This window comes from Mucilaginibacter gilvus, assembly GCF_004054195.1.
GTDB classification, from domain to species: Bacteria; Bacteroidota; Bacteroidia; order Sphingobacteriales; family Sphingobacteriaceae; genus Mucilaginibacter; species Mucilaginibacter gilvus.
Window position 1 is genome coordinate 439972 of record NZ_SBIW01000006.1, and the last position, 23444, is coordinate 463415.

A 23444-nucleotide genomic window follows, 5' to 3' on the forward strand; every position below is an offset into this window, starting at 1 on the left:
CTACTTACGCTCATTTTTAGTAAATGAAGCGGCGGCAAAACCCGTTACCTGCCCGGTTGTCCATAAGCAACTCCCTCCTTTTATTCCATCTTCATTGGTGACAATTTTCATATTTTGATCTAATTTCATGGTCAGTTTTGAAGAATTGCCACCACCGATATACAGGTATTTGTAATTAAATAAGCTCTTTAAGTTTTCAAATACCTTTTGCATTCGCTTGTTCCATTTTTTATCACCCAACTTTTTCAAAGCTTCGTTACCCACGTATTGATCATAGTTAAGCTTTTTTGCAACCGTGTGATGACCAAGTTCCAAATGAGGCAGCAAAATACCGTTCAGCAAAAGCGCGGTACCAAACCCGGTTCCCAGAGTGATCACCATTTCCAATCCATCGCTTCTAACGATCCCTAAACTTTGCATATCGGCATCATTTACAACGCGGACAGGCTGTCCGAGTTCTTTTTGTAAATGAGCCTTTAAATCATAACCCTGCCATTCCTTTGTACCAAGGTTCGGTGCGGTTATCACAACGCCATCCTCCAGGTAACCCGGAAAGCCTACCGATACTTTGTTATAAGCTGGGAAGTTTTTTAGCAGTTTTTTAACGGCTTCGATAGTATGTGCGGGTGTTGCCTGATCAGGTGTTTCCACTTTTTCATATTCCATTGTGAGTTCACCCTTCTCATTTAATACGGTTGCTTTGATATGGGAGCCGCCGATATCTATAGCCAGGATTAGTTCACCGATTCTTTTTTTCATAAAAGGTCTTTGGTTTTTGTCGAATAAAAAGGCAAATCCTTACATAGTAAGGAAAAAAGAACACGCTCTGTTACATGGCAATTAAATTAAAAAATCTGAAAGGACTACCAAGACCGTTCGTCTAAGCTTTAAACTAACTCCTATGAAAAATGAAACAAAGTCCCTAACGGGGAAGATCGCGGTCATCACGGGCGCGGAGTCCGGGATCGGGCAGGCCATAGCCATCGAATTCAGCGCGCTTGGCGCGGATGTATTAATCGTCTACCATGAAGATGAAAAAGCGGCGAAAGAAACCTTAAAAGCGGTAGAAGAAAACGGCGGGAAGGGATTGATCCATCAAACGGACGTATCGGATTATAAACAGGTACAAAAAGCGTTTAAGGTAGCTACGGACAAGCTGGGCACTCCTTATATCCTGGTGAACAGCGCCGGGCTTGATTCTTCCGGCAAAATGGTCGACGAAATGGACATCGCCATATTTGACCAGACGATCCGTGCCAACCTTTACGGTACTTTTTACAACTGTAAAGAATTTATCAAACTGCGGAAAGCAACCGGCGGGCAGGGTAAGATTATTAACATCAGTTCGGTACATGAAGATATCCCGCGCGCCGGGGCGGCCGAGTATTGCGCCAGCAAAGGTGCGGTGCGTAACCTAACCCGATGCCTGGCACTGGAATTGGCCGAGTTTAAAATCAATGTCAATAATATCGCGCCGGGCATGGTATTGACCCCGATGAACCAGGAAGCCATTGACGACCCCAAAGTATTGGCGAAAGCGGTGGAAAGCATTCCCTGGAAACGTGCTGCCGAACCATGGGAGATCGCTAAGCTGGCCGCCTACCTGGTTTCTGAGGACGCTTCGTATGCAGCTGGGCAAACCTTTACGCTGGACGGGGCCTTATCACAAAACTTAGGACAGGGCGCATGAGTTACAAGGTCATTAAAATAGAAGAGCTAAAGCTGAAATGCAGTATTCCATTAGATGGAATGTATAAGCTCAGTCCCTTGGTATGGGAAGAAAACGGCAGCTACCAGATGCTGGTGCGTGCGGTCAATACATCAGAAGACCCTACTCAAAAAGTTGCTCGGGTATATGCCGGCAGCTCAAAAAATGGCCTCACTTTTAAAATGAGCGATGGCCCGGTAATTGCGCCCGGAACGAGCAGCCTGGATAAGGATGGTTGCGAAGACCCAACGGTGGTTTGTGTCCCTAAGGGCTACCTGGTTTATTATACCGGCTGGAACCAAACTAAAATGGAGGGGCAGTTATTGATGGCCGGTGGAAAATCGCTGGACACGTTGGCTTTAAAAGGTGTCGCTATCTCAAGCAAAAAACCATATCTCAACCCCAAGGAGGCAACGGTAACGCAACTAAAAAACGGCAAATGGAACTTGCTTTTTGAATACGCGGACGAAAAGCGATCTAAATTAGGTTTGGCTCTTAGTGCAAAACCTGAAGGACCGTGGAAAATCAAAGGCGAGTTTATGGCTACTGTTAAAGATAATTGGGATAGCTATCACCTCAGTCCTGGCCCTGTATTGACAGATGCGAACGGGCAGAGCGTTTTGTTTTATAACGGGGCTGACGATCAAGCGCACTGGCGGATCGGCTGGGTAAAACTGGATGAGAAAGGCGCGATCACAGGCCGGAGTAAGCAGCCGTTGATCACCCCTCCGAAAGGTAAAGCCGGTGAAACGGATATCGCTTTTGCGGCGTCGGCTGTGTTGGTTGGTAAACATATCTGGCTGTATTATACGACGGCAGATAAATCTACTTTCCGGGCGGTCATCGAAATTTCAGCGGATTGATTTTTTTGCAACTGCTTATCTACCATAGCTAGCAGTTTTTAAATTAATATTGTCATAAACATGACTTAAATCATATTATATGGATATTTCTTTTAATTAAAATGAAAAATATTGTAAGGAATTTAAATCTTGATCGACTACTTCATACATCTTAACAACAATCTACTTATGAAAACAATGAATTTAAATGAGCAAACAACCACTGGCCTCCGCTTGGAAAATATTGGCGCTGGTGTGATCAGATATGGACTTGCCATTGTATTGATCTGGATCGGTATTCTAAAATTTACCACCTATGAAGCGGAAGGCATTAAGCCACTGGTTGACCATAGTCCATTATTAGGTTGGGCGTATAATGTCGCCAGTGTTAGCGGTTTTTCCATGTTCATCGGTTTTATCGAGATCTTATCCGGTATACTAATAGCTTGCCGTAATTATTCAGCGAAAGCTTCATTAATTGGCAGCAGTATGGCTGTTTTTACTTTCGTGATAACGCTTACTTTCCTTTTATCCACTCCCGGCATTATCCAACCGGATTATAGTTTTCCCTTTATATCACCGCAACCCGGGCAATTCTTATTAAAAGATATTGTACTGTTTGGCGCCGCATTATGGTCGGCAGGCGAAGCTTTACGTGCATCTAATACCACAGCGGCTTAAATAGCTGGATAATTTTAACACACGGTTTTATGAGAGAACCTGCAATTATACGGGATGGAGTGCTACGCTCTGTAAAAAACCCAAGAACTAACCAATACATATATCTATTATCTAAAATTATGAAAAACAAATTTTTATTTATCGGAACGATTGCCGTAGCGGTGACACTTTCGATCATCAGTTGCAAAAAGAACAATGATAACAACAACAACAGCAACAAAGTTACCGGGTATCTATATACTACCACTAACGGGGAAAGCACCAATCAAGTGGTCAGGTTTTCAAGAATGAGCGATGGATCGCTAACAGAAGAAAAAAGCTTTACCACCAATAGTAACGGCGGAGCCAATGTTGCTGCGGGCGGCGACGCCCATGGTGACTTTGATGCTCAGGGCGCGGTGCAGATCATCGGGAATTATTTATTGAATGTAAATGCGGGCGGTAACCAGGTATCCGTTTTTTCGCTTGACAGAAAAAATGGTGACCTTGCTTTAAGAAATAATGTTAGTTCAGGCGGTACACGTCCGGTAAGTATTGCATACTTGAAAAAAACAGGTAGTGCTGATGAATATTGGGTAGTTGTGGGAAACCAATGGAACAACCCGAACATACAAAAAGATGGCGCAAATATTCAGCGCTATCCTAATAATGCTTTTTATCAGCAGGACCTTACCCTGGCCGACGCTACTGATAATGAACGAAATATTACCCTGTTTACTTTCAATACCACATCGGGTGCGCTTACCTTAGTAAAGCAGCTGGACAAGTATGTTAGACAAAATGGCGGGCCCACCACCGTGAGTTTCAGCGCCGACGGAACAAAACTGGCTGTGAGTACTTGGGGTATTGCACATTTTGATACGCAAGTAACTTCGCTGGCAGAACAACGCCCAAGCAGGGTTTATGTATACAATTTTACTAATGGCGATATTAGTGGAAAACGTTATTTTGAGGAAGCAGGCATTTCGGGTACCATTGGCTTTAATTGGGATAAGATTGGCAGCAGCAAATTGTATGTATCCAATTTTAATCTGATACCCACTAAAAGAGATAATAGTGTTACCGTATTAAACGACAATGGTACATTAGTTAGCAAATCGGCCAATTTCAGCGCTACCGCCGCGTCTGCCATTAATGAATCATGCTGGACTGCTTTAAACATCAGCGGCGACAAATTATATGTAGCCAGTTTTCAAACTAACCTGGTTTCGACTTTTGGAGTGAGCGGCGGCAACCTGACCTTTGGTTCCACAGAAGCCAGGGCAGATCTTGCCCCGCACGGTGATTCTAAGGAATTATGGTTGTCTCCTGATAACAAATATTTATATAATCTGGGAGCGCTACAGTCTTTTTCTATCAATATTTTTGATGTAAATGGCGCAGGTACAAAATATCGTTCGCAAACTGTTTTAAGCACCACTGCGTCCGGAAAAGGGATCGCTGGGAAGTATAACTTTTTAGGTTTAACAGGTTTTGATTTTTAGGGTAAGTATCCCCCCGAATATAAAAACAAAATCTTAACATGGCATGGGCCGGGAAAAGTTTCACTACTTAACCGGCCCATATTTTTATTTAAAATAAGTTCTTTAAAACCTGTTCATCATTTTGGCGGCGCGGCATTTTTTAGCAGGCTTTTTGCAAGTAATTGCGTAGCTGTAATTTGCTGCGGTGCGTGATCGTCCAGAAGTTGGATGGCGTAATGCCTAAGCGGCTGCAAATTTTATCGGTAGATATTTCTTCAAAGTATTTCATTCTAAAGACCTCGGCCCAAACGCCCGGCAATTTTAGCAGGATCACATTGATATTAGCGGCGAATTCTTTTTGAGTTAATTTATCTTCCGCTGAAAACGCAGCTAATTGATCGGTTAAAGACCTGATGATCTGCGGCTCTTTGCAGTTCGCCATGGATCTTTTACGGTAAAAATCGCAGATCTTATGCAATAATATACTGGTGAGCCAGGTCCTTTCGGTGCTATTTCCTTTGAATTGCCCCCGACGCTCTAAAGCTGCTAAAAAAGTATCCTGTACCAGATCCCTGGCGTTTTCGTGGTCGTTGACCCGGCTGACCGCGATCTGGTGCAGGTAGCGGTGATAGCGCTCGGCCCATTGCTGGGGTTCTAATTTGCTCATGGCGGATTGTTTTCAATTAGAACCTCGAACGGCTGTTAATAGTTATCACAAAAGCCTAAACAATCCGTACTAAAATTAATGAGACAGCCGGTAAATGGGCATCTTTAGGGCGAGTTTGTTATGACCGGTGGTATCGATAGTAAAAGCAAACCCGTGCAGTTCAGCGATCCTTTTAACGATGGCCAGGCCCAATCCGGATTTGTACGGTCTTTTAATGATACCCCTTTGTTTTTTATCCTGCATCACCCAGGCAATCACGGCGGGTGGGATGGCCGGGCCATTGTTCATAAATTGCATAACGAGTTCATCGCCGTTTTGAAAAAACGTGATGTGGATATAGCCATGTTCCGGTGTGAACTTCAGGGCATTGCCGATCAGGTTCTGTATCAGCCGTTCCATTAAACTGATATCCGCGAAGATCATGGAAACGTCCTCACAGCCGGTACAGTCAAGTTTGATATTTTTGTTTTGTGCTGGCAGTTTCCAGCTTTGGACGATCTCTTTAAGCACTTCGGCTACGCTAAATGGTTCCCGTTGTGCTTTAAACGCTACCGATTCCATTTTGGATAGCTCAAAAAGTTGAGACACCAGGTTTTCCACAAGTTGCGCCTTATGGTCGATCAGGTGCAGATATTCATGGAATTCCGGGCTCAGTTCCTCTTTCAGCAGCAGGGTTTCGATGTAGCCTTTCGCCACTGCCAGCGGTGTGCGGATATCATGGGAGATATTGACGATAAAATCTTTCCGTTCATCTTCAGAAGCTTTTAACGCGTTGAACGAGGTTTCCAGTTCCATTTTAGTGTCCTGTAACTGGAGGATCTTTCGCCGCAATTCCAGCTTGTCCATGATCTGCTTGGCGATGACAGTCAAAGCGGTGAGTTGTTCCGCGCTGATGTTCCGGCTTTTATGATCGACCACGCAAAGGGAGCCAAGGGCAAAGCCCTCGCTGTTCACAAGGGCCACGCCTGCGTAAAAGATAATATGGGGTTGTCCGTTAACCAAGGGGTTGTTAGAAAAACGCGCGTCCGATTTGGCATCCGGAACGATCAGCACATAGTTAGGGGCATTTATGGCGTGCGTACAGAAAGAATGTTCTATCGGTGTTTCGGTCGTGTCAATTCCGTGGTGCGACTTGAACCATTGCCTTTTTTCGTCCACCATGCTGATCACCGCGATAGGCGCCTGGCAGATAGCAGCCGCCAGCGCGGTCAGGTCATCATAGTCCTTTTCCGTTCCGCTGTCGAGGATTTGGTAAGAATGCAACGCCTCCAGCCGGTCCTTCTCGGCCGCGATCTTTGTTTTTTTCATGCTACTTAAGATTCATATAAGGGCATCCTGATAACGAAATGATTGATTTTTTTTGTGGTGATGGTAAAACTATAGCCGTGCAGTTCCAGTATCCGTTTGACAATGGCCAGCCCTAAACCGGCATTGGCCGGCCGGTTCACAATCCCGCCGGCTTTTTTGTCCTGACTGATCCATTGGATCAGCGCGGCGGGTACAGCCGGCCCGTTGTTGGAAAACTCCAATACCAGTTCCCGGCCTTTCCGTGTCAACTCCACTTTGATGAAACCATCGAGTGGGGTATAACTTACCGCGTTGCCGATCAGGTTACGGATCACCTTTTCCAGCATACTAACGTCCGCATAGATCATATCGCTACCCTCACAACCCACGCAATCCAGTTTGATATTTTTTGCCTGTGCGGGCAACACCCAGGAAGTGATGATCTCTTTCACCACCTCGGCAATGATAAAAGGTTCCCGTTGCGCCTTGAATTCTACGGACTCCAGCTTTGAAAGTTCGAAAAGCTGCATAACGAGGTTTTCCACAACCTGGATTTTTTTTTCTACCAATTGCAGATGTTCCACGGCCTGAGGGCTAAGTTTGCCCTGAACCAATAATGTTTCTGTGTAGCCTTTAGCTACCGAAAGGGGCGTTCGCAAATCATGGGAGATATTGGTGATAAAGACCTTTCGTTCATCTTCCGATTGCCGCAGTTGCTGTATCGTATCGTGTAAGCGGTCCGCGAGATTATTAAAAGCCAGCATGATGCTATGGAGTTCGTGCGGTACGCGGGTGTTGAAGCGGGCTTCGAAATCGCCTTCACGAAAACGATCCAATGTTTGGATAACCCCGTTAAAATTTCCCTGCAACCTTTTAAAATATAACCAGGTAAGGATAAGTGAAAATGCAATAATGATTGCGAAAGCTTCGAGCGCCAACACCATAACATTACTGCCGGTAAGCAGAGCGGTCGCGCTGCGATACTTGTCACTCGCCAGGATCACATAAATATAACCGATAGTATGGCCGCTAATAACAACTTCGGCGGCTGAAAATATTTTTGGTGTTCCGGGGTCTCTTGGGTCGGGCCCCTTGATATAGTCGGTGCCACCAGCCCGGATATGCGTTTTGATTTTTTCCAGCGGCAGGAACCATTCTTTGATCAGGGAATCGGGGGCCTGGTACTCTATCACCTTACCATGCGTGTCTAAAAAATAAACTTCGTCATTAGGGTTGATGACCATGGCGTTATAAAAAACAGAATCTGCCTTTGTTTTATTGATACCGCCGTTTTCAAAGGGAGAGGTAAATTTGGCGATGTGACCAGCAACATCCTTATGCAGTAATTGTGTGCTGGCCTCGTAAAAGCGGGTGGTGGCCACATAGGTGATGCCCATGAACAGCACACTCAGTACGCTGATCTGGATAAACATGAATACACCCATCCGGGTGAAAATACTACTGTTCCTGAATTTCATCTGCAAAGCGGTAACCTACACCCCAGGAGGTGAGGATATATTGAGGATCACTGAGGTTTGTTTCCAGTTTGATCCTTAAACGGTTGATATGTGAAGTAACGGTATGCTCATAATCGGAAATGGTATAGCCCCATACCAAAGCCAATAATTCAGGACGGCTGTAAGTTTTTCCAGGGTTACTGGCCAATTGCAATAACAGGTCGAATTCTTTTTGGGTGAGATCGACCCGCTTATTTTTCAGGCAAACCTTTTTTAGGTTATTATCGATCAGCAGGTCTTTGAATTTGATCTCGGTTTGCGTGTCTGCCTGTAGGTCGGGCTCCCGGCTGCGCAAATGCGCTTTGATCCGCGCGGTTAGTTCCCGCATGCTGAACGGCTTGGTCATGTAATCGTCCGCGCCCATTTCCAGCGCCAAAACCTTGTCTATTTCTTCCGAACGCGCCGAGAGCATCATAATCGGTGTCTTGACCTGTTGCTGCCTGATGGCTCTGCAAACCTCGATCCCGTCTTTGTCCGGCAGCATGATATCTAATATGACAAAATCAAACGTATCTTTGGCCACACTTTTAATGGCTTCGTCGCCGGACATAAATGCCGTTAAACAGTAAGCAGGTTCATTTAAATGAAGATTAAATAACTTAATGATATCAGGGTCGTCTTCGACCAGGAGGATTTTTTTCATCGGTATCATGGCAACAGGTTTAGCAGCTTATTGTTTCACTGTCCAAATCGCGTTGGTAAACCAATTCTTGCTGTCGGTCAGGTGTTTAAACGGTACAAAGCCATTGGTTAAGGCCAGGTTGTCGATCTGAGGGAGATTATATTTTTGCGAGATCTCCATCCATAGGTATTCATCTTTCTTAAAGCTGATGTGCTCGCCACCGATATTAACCTGTTGATCTTGCAAACTGATAAGGAAGCTTTTGCAGGCACCGGTCTCCGGTTCATAGCTGCAATAATGCGTAAATTGCGTAACATCAAAATTCGCATCCAGTTCCCTGTTGATGCGTGTTAACAGGTTTTTATTAAATCGGGCAGTGATACCTTCGCGGTCATCATAAGCGGCCCGAATAATCGACGGGTTCTTTTTTAGGTCAAAACCAACGATCACCATGTCGCCGGGCGAAAGGTAACTGCGTAGTTTTTGGCAAAAATCCTGCGCCTCGGACGGCAGCATATTGCCGATATTAGCGCCAAGGCATAAAATGACCTTACGGCCTTCCTTTTTCGAAGCTTCGGCCAGCATTTCAAAATAATCGCCTTTCATTGCCGACAACCGCATATTCGGAATTTGTTCCGGCAAAGCGATTTCTAAATGCCGGATGATATTGGCGGAAATATCAATTGGGACATAGGTAAAATCGGTTCCTGCCTGCGTTAGAAGGCTGAGCAGTTTGATGGATTTAAAACAATCACCGGCACCTAATTCGATCAGGTCAAAGGGTTCGCCGCCCCGCAGGATCAGGTCGGCCATGATCCCGGTTTGTTCGGAAAATATTTCCAGTTCGCAATCGGTCACATAATATTCGGGGCAATTCATAATGTCCTGGAAAAGGCGGTCACCGGCAGCATCATAAAAATATTTGGCGGGCAAATGTTTAGGAAAAGCCGTCAGGCCATCTAAAACATCCGTATAAAATTGTTGTGTGGCTAAAGTTTCGGTAGCTCGCATAAGGTATTCGTTAGTTATCACAGAATTATAACATTTGCATCTCGTTTTTAAACGCTCATAATCAGTTATTTAACAGCACTAAAACTGCACATTATTATGAACACGGGTGTGCTGTTAAACGCACAAAAGGCCCGCTATTCTCATAACGGGCCTTCGCTCGTCGAGAGATCTACATTTTTTTCATCGGCGCCATTTTCATTTTGCCGTTCATCATCATCATATCACCCTCTTTCATTTTCATCATTTTACCATTTTTCATTTTCACGCTGCCATCCATCATCACCATGGTACCGTTCTTCATGGTCATGTCTTTGTCCATCATCATGGATTTACCATCCTTCATCGTCATCATTTTGCCGTCTTTCATCATCACGCCGTCCTTCATTTTCATTTTAGACTGCATCATTTTTTCCTGTACTGGCGCATTTGCCACTGTGTTTGTTTTTGCCATAGCGCTACAGCTTAATGCAACTGCTAAACAGGCGATCATCATTTTTTTCATGGTTATTTTGTTTTTAGGCTTCATAAAGTATAAATATCAAGCCAGTAAAAAACGGGTGTCCTCAGCGGATACTTTAAGCTGATATTCTTTATACTTCTGTGATAACAATGCCGCTTTTTTGGAGGTTGATGGAGTATCACTTAAAATGAAAAACATGAAAAACATTAATTTTCCGCAAAGAAGCTCCGGCTTATCTAAAACAAAATTTCTGCTGGGTTCGCTGGTGCTGATCTCGCTGGGCCTTTATTCATTTAACAAAATGAAGGATTATACCCCTGAAGAACACCTGACAGGTGTGCCCGCGCTTTCAGGCATGCTGGACAAAAGCAAATTTACCATGTCCAGTATCATCAGCGTAGATCTTTATCATAACACCGCGAGGTTCCCTTTATTTAAAGGCAGCTTTAAAGGCAAGACCGTTTGGTATGTGCGCACCGATGTTTCGGACGAACAATTAGCCAAAGAACTAGGGCTTAATTTTTCTCCGCGTTTGGCCAATGCCGGTAAAGATTGCCCGTTTTGTGTCCAGTCTGTACAATCAGCCAAATCAATTCCCGGAGCTACAGCGGTAGAGTTTGCCGGCACGGTTGACTTTAGCCCGATGCGTAAACTGGTGCCGGGACCTAAAGGGTTCCTGCCGATGGCAGCCGAACCTGGCTCGGTTGCAGGTCCGGGTTACAGCGACCTGATACAGGTAAAAGGAAGTAATATCGTCTATAACGCCCCTATTGTGGCTACCGGCGACGGACCTTTGGATGTTTCGCCGAATCATACCAATACACTGGACCGGGTCACTGCTATTGATACGCGGAACATGACGGTCGACCTGCAATTTATCAGGGCTTTCTCTCATGGCAAAGATATTTTCTACCTGAGTTTTTCGGCTTCCGATCCGGGATCTGCAGTGATCGAGCGCGGCACTTTTATCCCTGCTATGGCTTCCCTGCCTTTTGGCAACGATCCCCGGAACCCGAATGGGTCAAGGAGTTCGATATTTGCTTTTGCTAACGGCAAACTGGGTAAAAATGATCCGAACGCCCAGGGGCTGGCCCACGTGATCCTCGATAACCCGCCGGGTGGTCTGAGCACTCAAAATCCCGCGCTGTTTGAAAGCTTGCGTAAGCTGGGAGATGCCCGCAATATCTTGGGCTCCTTCCCGACATTGAAAGACAAACAGGAACGCGAGTTGTATTCACCGCTTTGGGATTTGAACGTTTGCGTTTGGAGTGATGAAACGGTCGCCAAAAAAATGAATTATGCGCAAACTGATGCCAACACCATTACGCAACTGGCAGCCAAAGGCTATATCACTAACCCCGGCGGCGGGAAATTAGGCTCCGCAAATATCGTTGTCAATTGCCCGGTTATTGGTTTCGCTACTTCAGCGCCGCAAGAAGCCCAGGCACCACGAGTTACCAATTAGTATGGAAAAGTTTCCTTTTCCCATTGGTATAAGCGAATTTACTACCCAACCCTGGACATTTGAACAGGATGTGGAGCGTTATGCCGAAGCCGGTATAGCCATGATAGAAGTATGCGAGGAAAAACTGGATGACCGGCGTTACCCGGAGCAAATGGCGATGGTAAAAAGCCATGGTTTAGCCGTTTGCGCCGTTCAGCCGTTGGTACGGACATTTGGATACAGTCAGATAAAACCCGAACCAAAAGAACTGAGCGCGCGAGTTTCCAGATTGCGAACCAGTATTGAACGCTTATCCCCGTTTGCGCGGGGGTGCCCCTTCATTGTCAATACCGGTGCCCCCGAAAAAGAAAATGTACACGCGATGATAGATACCACCATTCGCGAACTTAGATCGCTGGCGGGGTTCGCGGCCGACCACGGTGTGAAGTTGGCGCTGGAACCGCTGAACGCCAGTTCTATGAATACCGAATCATCCATTTGGACCATTAATCAGGCGCTGAAGATCATTGATGCCGTGAACCGGGATAATGTCGGGCTTTGCCTTGACCTCTGGAATAGCTGGCAGGATGCGGATGTTGAATCGGAGATCAGGCGTGCGGCGGGCCGCATTTTTGCACTCCAGGTAAGTGACTGGCGGACGCCCCGTTCAGGCGGCGACCGCCTGGTGCCCGGCGACGGGGTCATACCCATTGGCAAGTTGCTTCGGGCGGTGCAGGATACCAGGTACACTGGTGCCTGCACAGTGGAAATATTTTCAAATGATGTTACTGATTCCCTCTACAAAACCGATTTATATAGTGTCATCCTGCAGTCGAAAAGAGGATTGGCAGATGCCTGGTCACATACTGATATCAAACTATGAAAACCTACGATCTGATCATTATCGGCACGGGTGCCGGCGGCGGTACTTTAGTACACAAACTAAAGGATACAGGAAAAAGCATATTAGTGCTGGAGCGCGGCGGCTATCTGCCGCGCGAGAAAGCTAACTGGGATAGCAAAGCTGTTTTCCAGGACGAGCGCTACCATACCAAAGAAGTTTGGAAAACCAAAAATGGCGAAGACCTGCACCCCGGTACCGGTTATTGGGTGGGTGGCAATACCAAGGTTTACGGCGCTGCGCTTTTCAGGTTGCGGGAACGCGATTTTAAAGAGTTGCAGCATGAAGCCGGCGTTTCGCCTGCCTGGCCATTAACTTATGCGGATTATGAGCCTTATTACACCGAAGCGGAAAAACTGTATTGGGTACACGGTAAAATGGGTATGGACCCGACAGAACCCTTTCGTACGGAAGAATATGCCTATCCGCCCGTCAGCCATGAACCGAGGATACAGGAACTGCACGACGCGCTGGTAGAAAATGGTTCGCAACCTTTTTATATGCCTATGGCTATTAAGCTGACCGAAACGGACATGCTGAATAGTCCTTGTATCCGTTGTAATACCTGCGACGGCTACCCGTGCATGATCCATGCGAAGAGCGATGCGGATATTAATTGTGTGCGCCCGGCACTTGAGAATGATAACATTACCCTAATGATTGATGCGAAAGCGGAACGCCTGGTAACGACGGCGGACGGCACATCTGTAGACTATATTGAAGTGACCATTAATGGTGAACTGGTGCGGTTTAAAGCGCCTATTGTGGTGGTGGCCTGCGGTGCCATCAATTCGGCGGCCTTGCTGCTAAAAAGCGCTAATGAGCAACATCTGAATGGCCTGGCCAATGGCAGCGGGCAATTGGGGCGTAACTTTATGAAGCATAACAGCGCTGCCATGCTGGGTATCAGTCTCAAAAAAAACCCTACCCAATTTCAAAAAACACTGGCCTGTAATGATTATTATTTCGGCGATCCCGATTTCCCTTACCCTATGGGGCATGTGCAATTGCTGGGCAAATCGGACAAAGCACAGCTAAAACCTAACGCGCCTTTTTTTGCGCCGGGTATTGTACTGGAAGAAATGGCCGAACACGCCATCGACTGGTGGTTTACGGGTGAGGACCTGCCCGACACCAATAACAGGGTGCAAGTTATCGACGGACAGATCCACCTGGATTATACGGAGAATAACAAAAAAAGCTTTGACCGGCTGGTGGATACCTGGAAGACGGTATTGGCCAACATTGATACCGGCCATTCCCTTATCCCGCAGGAAGTTTACCTGAGCCAGGATATTCCGCTGGCGGGTGTGGGGCACCAGGCGGGTACAGCCAGGTTTGGCACGGACCCTAAAACATCCGTGTTGGATACTAATTGCAAAGCCCACGAGATAGATAACCTGTATGTAGTGGATGGCAGCTTTTTTCCGTCCATTGGTGCCGTTAATCCTTCACTGACCATTATAGCCAATGCTTTAAGGGTGGGCGACCACCTGATCGAAAAACTCCATGGGAAATAAGCCCGGTATCGAAATCAGGAAATACATGGATGAAGCCATCGGTTTGGGGCTTTTCATGGCATCCGCCTGCTTTTTTGGCGCATTGATGGAATATCATGGTTTACCGTTCAGCCAAGCCATACCATCCCCTTTACTGCGGCGTTTCCTGGTTGGTTTAGCCATGGGACTAACCGCGCTGTATATTTTCACATCCCGTTTTGGCAAACAGTCAGGGGCTTATATCAACCCGGCGGTTACCTTGATCCACTATCGTTTAGGAGACATTAAAATAATAGATGTCGTTTTATATACCGTTTTTCAATTGATAGGCGGTAGCCTGGGCGTTTATGTGGTGTACCTACTATTTCCCGCGTGGATGCGCTCGCAAGAAGTGAATTATGTAATTACCGTACCCGGCAAGCAGGGACTTGTGCTGGCTTTCCTGTCGGAGTCCTTAATCTCTTTTTTGCTGATCTCTGTAGTGCTTTTGATGCGCTTGAAGAAAAGCTGGGTAACGTACACACCATTCATTGTTTCCATGCTGATCACCCTGTTCATCACTTTCGAAGCACCGTTCAGCGGCATGAGCATGAACCCGGCACGAACTTTTGCCACAGCGATCATAGCAGGTGAGTGGAAATCTTTTTGGCTGTATTGCAGCGCCCCGGTTTTGGGGATGCTGGCCGGTGAACTGCTTTATAGAAAAGTTAAAAAAATCAAACATGAAAAAAATGTTTAAATACTATTGGATAATTATCCTTTTACTGGCGGGTAATAGTTATGCGCAGGTAAAACAAGTAGAAAGTGTAGGAATGACTGTGCGTTCCATGGACAGATCGGTCAAATTTTACCATGAAGTACTTGGCTTTACAAAAATAAGCGATGAAAAATCTCATAACATTAGGAATGTGCAGCTGAAACTGGGTGATGAAACCATCGTATTGACACAATATTTATCAAAAAAAGGCAGGGCTATCCCCGAGGATATGAAAAGTAATGATCTTTACTTCCAGCATATTGCGATAGTAGTGAGCAATATGGACCAGGCTTATGCCATGCTAAAAAAATATCGGACCAACGGCATCAGCCCAAGGCCCCAAACTATCCCCAGATCAAACGTGGTAGCAGCGGGTATCAGGGCCTATTATTTTCACGACATTGATAACCACGACCTGGAACTGATCTGCTTCCCTAAAGGCAAAGGCCAGCCCAAATGGCAAATAGCCAATGGCAAATTATTTTTAGGGATCGACCATACCGCCATCGGTATCAGCAATACCGGCAAAAGCCTCCATTTTTATAAGGACCTACTGGGCCTTAAACCTAAAGCCGAGAGTTGGAACAAAGGGAAGGAACAAAGGGCTTTGAGCCAGGTTAGAGGTGCCAGTTTACACATTACCGATATAAATGCCAAAGCAGGTCCCGGCATCGAGTTTTTGCAGTACCTGGTGCCAGGTCCCGGAAAGCTGTATCCAAAAGATACCAAAGCGGAAGATAGCTGGTATTGGCAGATCACGCTGGTCACCGATCAGTTAGCTGGTCTCTATAGGAAATTGAGTGCCGAAAATTTCCGGTTCCAAACTAAGATCACAGGTAATGGGGCTTACCGATATTTTATTGTTCAGGACCCGGATGGCCACGCTATATTAATAAAAGACTAATAGAAAGCCCTCGCAATCGCTGACAGGGCCTTCACTCTTGTTTAATTTGTCATTCGGCTACGCTTGCGCATTCACCAAGCCTTCACCGCAGGCGGTCAACGCTTCGTCGGTCGCTTTTTCGTTAATTAATGTTTACTGCAATAACTCAGCGACATCGTCGCGGCCCTTGGTCGGGGCCAACGTTCTTAAACCGCCGTAAGTTGCGATCTCGTAGTACTCCACTTTTTGGCGGCCAGGATCAAAAAGAAAGAGGCTAAAAATAAGCGTTAACCCTTGAACGATTTGATTTCCGCTTCGGCATTGATAAATTGACCGTCCGGTTGGGTCCAGTTCATAAAAGCCTTTTTATTTTTATGGTCCTGTACCTGGGTGACAGTATTGCCATTCTTTTCCTTCCAAGTCAGCAAAAATAGTCTTGGCCGAAGTTGGTTCAGTTTGATCTCCACTATTTCGGTTTCTTTGGTCTCTTTACCGTTTTTTTCGATGATGGTAAAGGCAAGCGAAGTGCTGTTTTTTACTTCCAGGATCGCTTTTGCCATGCCGAAATCTATTAAAAACTTTTTACCTATTATTTTCACGTCCTTATTTCTTTAGCGGCTGATAAACACGACCGATCACCCCATTACTAAATATATGCGTTTGCACCAGCTTTAACTCCAGTGGCTTGGACGCAACGCCAAACAAAGGCATGCCTTCGCCCAACGCGACCGGGAAAGTCGTCAGCCGGTACTCATCGACGAGATTCAATGCCGTTAGAGCCTGCGCAAAACCCGAGCCACCATGCGCCAGTATATAATTCCCGGGCTGTTGCTTTAGCTTTTTAATCCCTGCCGCCAGGTCACCTTTGATCACCAGCGCTTCTTGCCAGTCGGTCAAATATCCAGCACTGCCGGGGTTCTCTTTCATTTCCTTTACGGTTTTTGATATACCGGCCATCTTAAAACCGGCAACACCTTTTTTATAGTCGGGTTTCATATTGACCTTATGCCGGGTAAAAACAGCTTTGGGAATTTTGTTCATCGGGGCGGAGTAAACCTCGTCAGAAAACGGCCAGTATGAGATCATATCATTAAATACCCTACTGCCCATCAAATGCATACCCGCGTTGATTATAGTATCCAATATCCAGCCGTTAGCACCTTCGTCTTGAATCTTAAACATCCAATCCTGGTTCCCATCAGGGGCAGCAACGAACCCATCGACCGTGACCGCCATATTCAGCACCAATTTTCTCATGCTAAGATAAACGGCGTTGTTTGAATTTTGTTTATCTATCCCAAGCCCCATACCGAAGACCTGCAACTATGAATATAATTTGCATATTAGCCTGCAACAGCCACTGGGTAATGTTACTTCGTAATAGGCGACTTTGATGATCTTTATTTTGCAGGACTGGTTCAGATAGCCTTCGCAGCTAAGGTATTGTGCAAATTCTCCTATTGTCATGCCATGGTCATTTGCATTTTATGTAACCCAATGCCCTATTTATATTTTCATCCGACATGACCTACCCGTCGAATGAGCAATTCTTTACTATTTTCTGCACAATTAATATCTTGAAATTCTCAGTCCTATAATTTACTCCAAAACCGTTACTTTAAAGGCTGTAACCCTCATTGGATTTAGAAATACTGCGAACAGTATGGTATGTTTTAAAGCGGTAAGGTGAACCAAAATTCACTGCCTTGCCCTAATATGCTCTCTACACCTATTTGTCCATTATGCCTTTTAATTAACTCTGCACAGATATATAGGCCTAATCCCAAACCCGAATATTGCGTTCCGGCGTGATCGGCACGATAATACCGTTCAAACAGATGCGGCAGTTTTTCCGACGCTATACCAAGCCCATGGTCAATAACTGAAAAACGAATATAGGCATCTTGTTTTACCAGCTTCATTTGGATAACAGAAGAGTTCGGTGCATATTTAATGGCGTTGTTTACAAAATTTGCAATCACCTGCTCAATACGATCGGGGTCGGCAATAATCATAAATCGGCCTTCTGCTACCAGTTCCAACATTGTTGTAGTGGCTGCTTGTAGATCCAATCGGCAAGTCTCGGACAGTTCCAGCAAATCAAACGACCTTTTATTTAATTGAATTTGCCCTTCATTTAATCGATTGACATTCAGTAGTTCTTCAATAAATTGGCTTATACGCCCGACGCTTCGATTTGATTGATTAATCATTTGCTGATAAATTGGTGGCATGTCTTTTTGCCGACCAAGTATTTGTATCGCAGCCCTAAGTGTAGTCACCGGTGTTTTTAATTCATGGCTGGTAATACTAATGAATTCATCACGCTTTTCCAGTTCGCGCACATGGGCATCTATATTCGTACATGAACCCAGCCATTTTGTGATCGCACCCGTTTCGTTGCGATAAGGTGAACCTTTTAATAAATACCATTCGTAATCGCCCGAGCGTTCTTTTAGCCGGAATTGTACCTCAAAATGCGCTTCCGCGCGGATTCCGCCTACCCAGCGGCGCAATGCCAAACTACGATCCTCCTGATGAATACCCCTGCTGAGCAAATCTTGGTTTAACTGATCAGGCCGCACATTAAAATGATCTAAAAAACGTTTATTAACATAATTGATTTTTCCATCGGCTTCCGCTGTCCAGATCATCTCCGGGATAAAATTTGCCACGAACTCAAATTCCTTGCGTTCCGCTTCAGCCATTTGTTTGCCTCGCAATAACTCAGCTTCGTACTTTTTACGGTCGGATATATCCGTAACAATGATGTTGATTGCCAGCAGTTGCCCTTCAACATCCCTGATCGCGCTGGTATTTAGCAATGCTGGAAAAAATGAGTGATCTTTTCGATGGATATCATAATTAAGTTCATTTACCTTACCTTTTAATTGAATAAGGGGGTAGTGAAACATTTGGTAGTAGATTTTGCCACCTTTGCTAAAAAGGTCTGTGAGACTGGCCTTGCCGATGAGATCCCCTTCTGTGTAGCCCAGCCAATTTAGTAAGGTACGGTTGATTTTAATGAATGTACCATCAGGCAGGCAGGAAAAATAACCGCAAGGCGCGTTATGGTAAAGCGTTTCCCCATCAGTTAGCGAGGCTAAGAATTCCGGGTCTAACTGCGCTGCCAAATGCTTTGAATTAAATAAATGACTTTATTGCCTCGATAGTTTCTTCTGGAGCGCTCATATGGGAACAATGGCCGGTGGCTTTTAGGATAACCAACTGGTTATTTCGCGTATGTGTATTGACGAACTCTCCAACCGCCAATGGGGCAATGATGTCTTCTGCACATTGCAAGGTAAGACTGGGCACGGTAAGCTTTTCGAGATCGGCACGGTTATCTGATAAAAAGGTTACGCGTGCAAATTGTTTGGCGATCTCCGGGTCAGTTGCGCAAAAACTGTTGCTTAGCGTTTGGCCGAGTTCCGGACGCTCCGGATTAGCCATGATCTGCGGCGCCAACGCTTGTGACCAGCCCAAGTAATTATTATCCATCATCTCGAAAAGGCCTTCCAGGTCGTCGCGCTCAAAAGCACTGACATAGCCTTCATCATTAATGTATCGTGGTGATGGCCCAAGAAAGACGAGTTTGCTGAATAGTTCCGGCCGGTCATTTGCAGCTAGAACACCGATCATCGCGCTTACCGAATGTCCGATAAAAATTACCTCTTTTAAACTCAACGCATCACAGATCTCCAGCACATCTTTTGAATAACCTTTTAAGGTGCTGTATCGCTCTTTATCATAAGCCGACAGATCAGAACCACCTGCTCCTACATAGTCAAAAACGATTAGTTGATAATCCTTTTCAAATGCCGGGGTAATAGAAGTCCAAACGTTTTGGTCACAGCCGTAGCCATGCGCGAACAGCATCGGTTTTTTGCCCTCGCCAAAAACGCGGACATTATTTCTTTTTAGGATGTCTTTCATAGGACGTAAAAGCGTAAAGATATAACAATCGCTTAAATTAATGAAACTAGGGCTGACTTGAAATTAGTCCACGATTGTACCTTTAAAATTTAAAACGAATTCTAAAAAAAAACACCTAACTCATGTACGAGTGGTGAAAAACTTAATTTCTTCCTGTTCAATTTTGTCGAAATAAAATATTGATTATGGAAAAAGTCATTTCACATTTTGAGAAACATGGGAAGGTATTCCGCGATCAGTTAATTACTGTGGGCGACCTTTTAGAATTTAAAGACTTGTTATTATCTGAACTCAAATCTGTCCTTAAAGACCAGATTACTGGCAAGACTAAGAAATGGCTCAAAGCCATTGAAGTACGGAAAGTTTTGAATATATCTCATGGTAAATTACAGCGATTGCGGGACAACGGTAAAATACCTTTTACCATGTTAGGCAATACAACCTATTACGATGCCGACAAAATTGAGGAATTAATGCAAAGTCCAATGGTTGTTAAGTATTAACTTATGTTGAAGAGGAAAGCTAAACGGAGGGTGGTAGCGGCTAAGGATGTTATCAATATATATGATGACAAAATGACTGATTCTAACAATCAGGGAATGGGTTATATCATTCCTCCCCTAATCAATCATGTAGCAATTTATTTCCTTCAACAAAACCTTAATTTTCCTGATGCACAAAGTTTTTATATGCACTATGAAAAAATGGAATGGAAAACGGTCAATGGCGTGGCGCAAAAGAATTGGAAAGTATTGGCAAAGGACTGGATATACAATACAATTCAAAACACAAAATTGCTGGAGCGACAGGCAGCTAAACGTATCGCCTTTCCTGATACATAAATACAGATTTATGTATTTACAGTAGTATGTATTTATAGAATTATGCAATTCAAGATACCTGTATTTATGTAAATACAGGTTTACAGGATTATGTATTTACAAAAGTCTGTAATTGAAGATTTATGTATTTAAAGATTTACAGCATTATGCAATTACAGCATTATGTATTTATAACAATTTAGAATTACAGAAATGGGAAAGATCATCACAGTAGCCCACCAAAAAGGTGGCGTTGGAAAAAGCACACTGGCCATGAATTTGGCAGTATGCTTTCAGGATCAACTAAATGTTGCTTTAGTTGATACAGATTTACAAGGAAGCCTTTATCACATCAAAGACGAGTTACCAGGTCTTGCTGTAGTAGGCAACGACCAACTACAGGAAATTAAAGATTTAGACTATGACTTGATTATAGTTGATACCCCTCCGTACCTATCAAATAAACTGCTTGAACTATTCAGCCTTTCGGATTTTATACTAATTCCTACAAAGGCTGGTTTTTTTGATGTTATGGCGATACGTTCGACTATTGCCCTGGTGAACGACGCACAGGCAAGGCAGCCGGAAATTCGGGCCGGAATAGTTATGAATATGATTAAGCCGCGTTCAGGTATTACTAAAGAGGTCAGCGGCCTGTTGGAAGGCATGGAAATACCTGTTTTAGAAACTATGATCCATGATCGTGTGAGCATTGCAAGATCATCAATTACCGCTGGTGTACTTCAGGGCACGGATGTTAAAGCTAAGGAGGAAATAACATCCTTAGCGGAAGAGATCGTTAACCGCATCAGTGCATAATTACATAAATACATATTTATGTAATTGCCAAAATCTCTTATGTAATGGGGAACTTAAAGAAAGGTTTATAATGACAGATTATAAAGACAAGCTGGGTGGTTTAGCAGATAAGCTAAAGAAGGAAACTCCAAAAACACCGATACAGGAGGTTCATCCTGTCAGGCAAAATGTTATTGCTAAGGAAGACGAAGCGCAATTAAATGTGTGGATTCCAAAGGGGCTTTTAAAGCGAATAAAGTCTTATGGAGTGGAATATGACCGATCTCTTAAAGACATCAGTATTGAAGCTTTAAAATTCTTCTTAAATGCCAAATTGAAGAAGTCATAACGATGGCAGTTATTAACGAATGGAGGAATGTGGAAGATGTCCTAAAGGATCAGATTGCCTCTTAATAGCAATCAGCAAGATAAACGTTTGTCCGACAAACGAATCTTGCCCCTACCTTCCGAAGTCAGTCGGGGGCATGGAAAAATCCTCCGAGGTCGGATTTTTTTAAGATATAAGGAATGGAAAATGAAGAAGAAAACAGGGAACGCAAAGTAACCACAAGGTTCAAGCCCAACGAATTTAAAGTAATTAATACCCGCTTTAAGAAAACAAGATTTTTAAAAATGAGCGAGTACATCCGATCTGTTTTGCTTGAAAAACCAATCACCGTAAACTACCGGGATAAATCAATGGATGATTTACTGGAAGAGCTGGCTCTGCTGCGGAGAGAACTGAATGCTATTGGTAATAATCTCAACCAGGCAGTACGGCAAATCAACAGTGCCCATGGCAATGCAGATAGTAGGTTATGGCTTAATTTACTTTCGATTATTGGAAGTAAGGTTGATCCGGCCATTGCTCAAATCAAAGAACGGATGCAAAATTTCTCAGAGTTATGGTCGCAAAAATTAAAACCGGACGAAGTATCATCGGTGCAATAAATTACAATGAACATAAGGTGGGATTGGGTAAAGCAGAACTGATTTTAGCACAAGGTTATCTTAAAGACCCGCTCGATCTAACATTCAACGATAAGTTGGAAAGGCTTACAGATCTTGCCAAACGTAACCAGCTTACCCTTGTCAATACTTTGCATGTTTCGTTAAATTTTGCAGTAGGTGAAAACTTGGATAAAGATATTCTTCAGCAGATTGCAGATGACTACATGGAGGGCTTAGGTTTTGGAAAACAACCTTATTTAGTGTATCAGCATCATGATGCGGGGCATCCTCATTTACATATCGTAACAACTAACATTAAGCCCGATGGTAAACGAATTAGCTTTCATTTATTGGCCAACAGGGCTTCAGAAAGTGCCCGCAAACAAGTTGAATTAACCTACGATCTTGTTAAGGCGGAGGATCAGGGTAAGCAACAAAACGTTATAATCAAACCTCTTGAACAGGTGGATTATGGCAAGTCGGAATTAAAAAGATCCATTACAAATGTTGTAACGGAGGTGGTCAGAGCATACAAATTTACAAGCATTCCTGAACTCAATGCCGTACTAAATCAGTACAATGTTACCGCAGATCGTGGGTCTAAAGATTCAAGAATGTATGAAAAAAACGGGTTGGTTTATTGGGTTTTGGATGAAAAAGGCAACAAACTTGGTGTGCCTATAAAGGCGAGCAGCATTTATGGGAAGCCTACTATGAAAGCTTTGGAGGATAGATTTCGATTAAATGAAATGCTTAGGAAGCCATTAAAAGACCAATTAAAAACAACAATTGATAAGGCATTATTGAAACCAATGTCACAATCCGCTTTTCAAAAACAGCTAAAAACGGAAGGTATTCAAGTCATATTCCGGCAAAATGAAGAAGGGCGTTTATATGGAATAACGTTCGTAGATCATAAAGCAAAAGCAGTATTTAACGGCAGCGATTTAGGAAAAACTTATAGTGCTGCTTCACTTGCAGGATGGTTCAAAAATGATAACACAACTTTTAAAAAGGAAACGGATAAGGTAAATCCGTCTTACAATTTTACTGACAATATTTCAGGTTCCCAATCAAATAGCAGTGGAGAATCTTTATTAGATATGTTGTTTAAAGAGGAACAACAGGACATGGCCGCCATTGGACGGCTTACTCAAAACAAACGGAAAAAGAAACGAAAAGGTCATTCACTTTAA

The 23444-nt window shown here is 44.2% G+C and carries 27 protein-coding genes; 15 read left to right on the forward strand and 12 right to left on the reverse strand.

Features of this window, described 5'->3' with window-relative positions; translation table 11 throughout:
- Entirely contained in the window at window positions 1–759 is a 759-nt protein-coding gene (locus EPL05_RS14205) for an ROK family protein (RefSeq protein ID WP_128534630.1), read from the reverse strand.
- A gap of 142 nt (window positions 760–901) precedes the next feature.
- On the opposite strand from EPL05_RS14205, the gene EPL05_RS14210 reads away from it, so the two are divergent.
- The 4 genes from EPL05_RS14210 to EPL05_RS14225 all read left to right on the forward strand — a co-directional run bounded on the left by EPL05_RS14210 (window position 902) and on the right by EPL05_RS14225 (window position 4715).
- Window positions 902–1690 carry an SDR family NAD(P)-dependent oxidoreductase gene (locus EPL05_RS14210; RefSeq protein ID WP_128534631.1) on the forward strand — a complete coding sequence of 263 codons (789 nt, stop codon included), beginning with the start codon at window positions 902–904 and terminating at the stop codon, window positions 1688–1690.
- Complete coding sequence (locus EPL05_RS14215) at window positions 1687–2571, forward strand: glycoside hydrolase family 130 protein (RefSeq protein WP_128534632.1); 885 nt, start codon at window positions 1687–1689, stop codon at window positions 2569–2571. Before EPL05_RS14210 ends, EPL05_RS14215 begins: the two co-directional genes overlap by 4 nt.
- Window positions 2572–2739: 168 nt before the next feature.
- A complete protein-coding gene (locus tag EPL05_RS14220) occupies window positions 2740–3231 on the forward strand; it encodes a YkgB family protein (RefSeq protein ID WP_128534695.1) in 492 nt (163 codons plus the stop codon).
- Window positions 3232–3350: 119 nt separating this feature from the next.
- On the forward strand, window positions 3351–4715 hold the full coding sequence (locus tag EPL05_RS14225; RefSeq protein WP_166727709.1) for a lactonase family protein: 1365 nt from the start codon (window positions 3351–3353) through the stop codon (window positions 4713–4715).
- 139 nt (window positions 4716–4854) lie between these two features.
- Here the strand turns inward: EPL05_RS14225 and EPL05_RS14230 are convergent, their stop codons facing one another.
- The 6 genes from EPL05_RS14230 to EPL05_RS14255 all read right to left on the reverse strand — a co-directional run bounded on the left by EPL05_RS14230 (window position 4855) and on the right by EPL05_RS14255 (window position 10324).
- The gene (locus EPL05_RS14230; RefSeq protein ID WP_128534634.1) at window positions 4855–5361 is read right to left on the reverse strand and encodes an RNA polymerase sigma factor; all 507 of its coding nucleotides are present in this window, start codon (window positions 5359–5361) and stop codon (window positions 4855–4857) included.
- 75 nt (window positions 5362–5436) lie between these two features.
- Complete coding sequence (locus EPL05_RS14235) at window positions 5437–6624, reverse strand: GAF domain-containing sensor histidine kinase (RefSeq protein ID WP_166727710.1); 1188 nt, start codon at window positions 6622–6624, stop codon at window positions 5437–5439.
- Between the two features lie 50 nt (window positions 6625–6674).
- Entirely contained in the window at window positions 6675–8126 is a 1452-nt protein-coding gene (locus EPL05_RS14240) for a sensor histidine kinase (RefSeq protein WP_128534636.1), read from the reverse strand.
- On the reverse strand, window positions 8107–8808 hold the full coding sequence (locus EPL05_RS14245) for a response regulator transcription factor (RefSeq protein ID WP_128534637.1): 702 nt from the start codon (window positions 8806–8808) through the stop codon (window positions 8107–8109). Before EPL05_RS14245 ends, EPL05_RS14240 begins: the two co-directional genes overlap by 20 nt.
- 27 nt (window positions 8809–8835) lie before the next feature.
- Window positions 8836–9798: an L-histidine N(alpha)-methyltransferase gene (locus EPL05_RS14250; RefSeq protein WP_128534638.1), complete on the reverse strand. Its 963-nt coding sequence runs from the start codon at window positions 9796–9798 to the stop codon at window positions 8836–8838.
- A 169-nt stretch (window positions 9799–9967) separates the two neighbouring features.
- Window positions 9968–10324 (reverse strand): DUF6799 domain-containing protein, encoded by a 357-nt coding sequence (locus EPL05_RS14255; protein WP_128534639.1) that lies wholly within the window; start codon window positions 10322–10324, stop codon window positions 9968–9970.
- A gap of 130 nt (window positions 10325–10454) precedes the next feature.
- Here EPL05_RS14255 and EPL05_RS14260 point away from each other — a divergent pair, with 130 nt between their 5' ends.
- Genes EPL05_RS14260 through EPL05_RS14280 form a run of 5 tightly spaced genes read left to right on the forward strand, consistent with a single transcriptional unit; the run spans window position 10455 to window position 15763 of the window.
- Window positions 10455–11723, forward strand: a complete 1269-nt coding sequence (locus EPL05_RS14260) for a DUF7482 domain-containing protein (RefSeq protein WP_128534640.1) — start codon at window positions 10455–10457, stop codon at window positions 11721–11723.
- Window position 11724: 1 nt separating this feature from the next.
- The gene (locus tag EPL05_RS14265) at window positions 11725–12585 is read left to right on the forward strand and encodes a sugar phosphate isomerase/epimerase family protein (protein ID WP_128534641.1); all 861 of its coding nucleotides are present in this window, start codon (window positions 11725–11727) and stop codon (window positions 12583–12585) included.
- Window positions 12582–14123, forward strand: a complete 1542-nt coding sequence (locus tag EPL05_RS14270) for a GMC oxidoreductase (protein ID WP_128534642.1) — start codon at window positions 12582–12584, stop codon at window positions 14121–14123. The genes EPL05_RS14265 and EPL05_RS14270 overlap by 4 nt, the downstream gene beginning before the upstream one ends.
- Window positions 14113–14841, forward strand: coding sequence for an MIP/aquaporin family protein (locus EPL05_RS14275; protein WP_128534643.1), 729 nt, complete (start codon window positions 14113–14115; stop codon window positions 14839–14841). The genes EPL05_RS14270 and EPL05_RS14275 overlap by 11 nt, the downstream gene beginning before the upstream one ends.
- Window positions 14825–15763, forward strand: a complete 939-nt coding sequence (locus tag EPL05_RS14280; RefSeq protein WP_128534644.1) for a VOC family protein — start codon at window positions 14825–14827, stop codon at window positions 15761–15763. Before EPL05_RS14275 ends, EPL05_RS14280 begins: the two co-directional genes overlap by 17 nt.
- Before the next feature lie 132 nt (window positions 15764–15895).
- Here EPL05_RS14280 and EPL05_RS24320 read toward each other — a convergent pair whose 3' ends face one another.
- The 5 genes from EPL05_RS24320 to EPL05_RS14305 form a co-directional block, all read right to left on the reverse strand.
- Window positions 15896–15985 (reverse strand): DUF892 family protein, encoded by a 90-nt coding sequence (locus tag EPL05_RS24320; RefSeq protein ID WP_317127891.1) that lies wholly within the window; start codon window positions 15983–15985, stop codon window positions 15896–15898.
- Between the two features lie 44 nt (window positions 15986–16029).
- The gene (locus tag EPL05_RS14290; RefSeq protein WP_128534645.1) at window positions 16030–16341 is read right to left on the reverse strand and encodes a MoaF-related domain-containing protein; all 312 of its coding nucleotides are present in this window, start codon (window positions 16339–16341) and stop codon (window positions 16030–16032) included.
- A 4-nt stretch (window positions 16342–16345) separates the two neighbouring features.
- Entirely contained in the window at window positions 16346–16999 is a 654-nt protein-coding gene (locus EPL05_RS14295) for a dihydrofolate reductase family protein (RefSeq protein ID WP_166727711.1), read from the reverse strand.
- A 416-nt stretch (window positions 17000–17415) separates the two neighbouring features.
- Complete coding sequence (locus tag EPL05_RS14300) at window positions 17416–18876, reverse strand: ATP-binding protein (protein WP_128534647.1); 1461 nt, start codon at window positions 18874–18876, stop codon at window positions 17416–17418.
- Between the two features lie 10 nt (window positions 18877–18886).
- Window positions 18887–19678, reverse strand: coding sequence for an alpha/beta fold hydrolase (locus EPL05_RS14305; RefSeq protein ID WP_128534648.1), 792 nt, complete (start codon window positions 19676–19678; stop codon window positions 18887–18889).
- Between the two features lie 185 nt (window positions 19679–19863).
- On the opposite strand from EPL05_RS14305, the gene EPL05_RS14310 reads away from it, so the two are divergent.
- The 6 genes from EPL05_RS14310 to EPL05_RS14335 all read left to right on the forward strand — a co-directional run bounded on the left by EPL05_RS14310 (window position 19864) and on the right by EPL05_RS14335 (window position 23444).
- Window positions 19864–20181 (forward strand): helix-turn-helix domain-containing protein, encoded by a 318-nt coding sequence (locus EPL05_RS14310; protein ID WP_128534649.1) that lies wholly within the window; start codon window positions 19864–19866, stop codon window positions 20179–20181.
- 3 nt (window positions 20182–20184) lie between these two features.
- On the forward strand, window positions 20185–20520 hold the full coding sequence (locus tag EPL05_RS14315; RefSeq protein ID WP_128534650.1) for a hypothetical protein: 336 nt from the start codon (window positions 20185–20187) through the stop codon (window positions 20518–20520).
- A 192-nt stretch (window positions 20521–20712) separates the two neighbouring features.
- Window positions 20713–21318, forward strand: coding sequence for a ParA family protein (locus EPL05_RS14320; protein WP_128534651.1), 606 nt, complete (start codon window positions 20713–20715; stop codon window positions 21316–21318).
- A gap of 70 nt (window positions 21319–21388) precedes the next feature.
- On the forward strand, window positions 21389–21646 hold the full coding sequence (locus EPL05_RS14325) for a hypothetical protein (protein ID WP_128534652.1): 258 nt from the start codon (window positions 21389–21391) through the stop codon (window positions 21644–21646).
- 179 nt (window positions 21647–21825) lie between these two features.
- A complete protein-coding gene (locus EPL05_RS14330; RefSeq protein ID WP_128534653.1) occupies window positions 21826–22248 on the forward strand; it encodes a plasmid mobilization protein in 423 nt (140 codons plus the stop codon).
- Window positions 22203–23444, forward strand: a complete 1242-nt coding sequence (locus EPL05_RS14335; protein WP_128534654.1) for a relaxase/mobilization nuclease domain-containing protein — start codon at window positions 22203–22205, stop codon at window positions 23442–23444. Before EPL05_RS14330 ends, EPL05_RS14335 begins: the two co-directional genes overlap by 46 nt.

Coding starts and splice junctions, on each gene's coding strand:
- EPL05_RS14205 (WP_128534630.1), bottom strand. CDS start 759: ATGAAAAAAAGAATCGGTGAACTAATCCTGGCTATAGATATCGGCGGC.
- EPL05_RS14210 (WP_128534631.1), top strand. CDS start 902: ATGAAAAATGAAACAAAGTCCCTAACGGGGAAGATCGCGGTCATCACG.
- EPL05_RS14215 (WP_128534632.1), top strand. CDS start 1,687: ATGAGTTACAAGGTCATTAAAATAGAAGAGCTAAAGCTGAAATGCAGT.
- EPL05_RS14220 (WP_128534695.1), top strand. CDS start 2,740: ATGAAAACAATGAATTTAAATGAGCAAACAACCACTGGCCTCCGCTTG.
- EPL05_RS14225 (WP_166727709.1), top strand. CDS start 3,351: ATGAAAAACAAATTTTTATTTATCGGAACGATTGCCGTAGCGGTGACA.
- EPL05_RS14230 (WP_128534634.1), bottom strand. CDS start 5,361: ATGAGCAAATTAGAACCCCAGCAATGGGCCGAGCGCTATCACCGCTAC.
- EPL05_RS14240 (WP_128534636.1), bottom strand. CDS start 8,126: ATGAAATTCAGGAACAGTAGTATTTTCACCCGGATGGGTGTATTCATG.
- EPL05_RS14245 (WP_128534637.1), bottom strand. CDS start 8,808: ATGAAAAAAATCCTCCTGGTCGAAGACGACCCTGATATCATTAAGTTA.
- EPL05_RS14250 (WP_128534638.1), bottom strand. CDS start 9,798: ATGCGAGCTACCGAAACTTTAGCCACACAACAATTTTATACGGATGTT.
- EPL05_RS14255 (WP_128534639.1), bottom strand. CDS start 10,324: ATGAAGCCTAAAAACAAAATAACCATGAAAAAAATGATGATCGCCTGT.
- EPL05_RS14260 (WP_128534640.1), top strand. CDS start 10,455: ATGAAAAACATTAATTTTCCGCAAAGAAGCTCCGGCTTATCTAAAACA.
- EPL05_RS14265 (WP_128534641.1), top strand. CDS start 11,725: ATGGAAAAGTTTCCTTTTCCCATTGGTATAAGCGAATTTACTACCCAA.
- EPL05_RS14270 (WP_128534642.1), top strand. CDS start 12,582: ATGAAAACCTACGATCTGATCATTATCGGCACGGGTGCCGGCGGCGGT.
- EPL05_RS14275 (WP_128534643.1), top strand. CDS start 14,113: ATGGGAAATAAGCCCGGTATCGAAATCAGGAAATACATGGATGAAGCC.
- EPL05_RS14280 (WP_128534644.1), top strand. CDS start 14,825: ATGAAAAAAATGTTTAAATACTATTGGATAATTATCCTTTTACTGGCG.
- EPL05_RS14295 (WP_166727711.1), bottom strand. CDS start 16,999: ATGAGAAAATTGGTGCTGAATATGGCGGTCACGGTCGATGGGTTCGTT.
- EPL05_RS14305 (WP_128534648.1), bottom strand. CDS start 19,678: ATGAAAGACATCCTAAAAAGAAATAATGTCCGCGTTTTTGGCGAGGGC.
- EPL05_RS14310 (WP_128534649.1), top strand. CDS start 19,864: ATGGAAAAAGTCATTTCACATTTTGAGAAACATGGGAAGGTATTCCGC.
- EPL05_RS14315 (WP_128534650.1), top strand. CDS start 20,185: ATGTTGAAGAGGAAAGCTAAACGGAGGGTGGTAGCGGCTAAGGATGTT.
- EPL05_RS14320 (WP_128534651.1), top strand. CDS start 20,713: ATGGGAAAGATCATCACAGTAGCCCACCAAAAAGGTGGCGTTGGAAAA.
- EPL05_RS14325 (WP_128534652.1), top strand. CDS start 21,389: ATGACAGATTATAAAGACAAGCTGGGTGGTTTAGCAGATAAGCTAAAG.
- EPL05_RS14330 (WP_128534653.1), top strand. CDS start 21,826: ATGGAAAATGAAGAAGAAAACAGGGAACGCAAAGTAACCACAAGGTTC.
- EPL05_RS14335 (WP_128534654.1), top strand. CDS start 22,203: ATGGTCGCAAAAATTAAAACCGGACGAAGTATCATCGGTGCAATAAAT.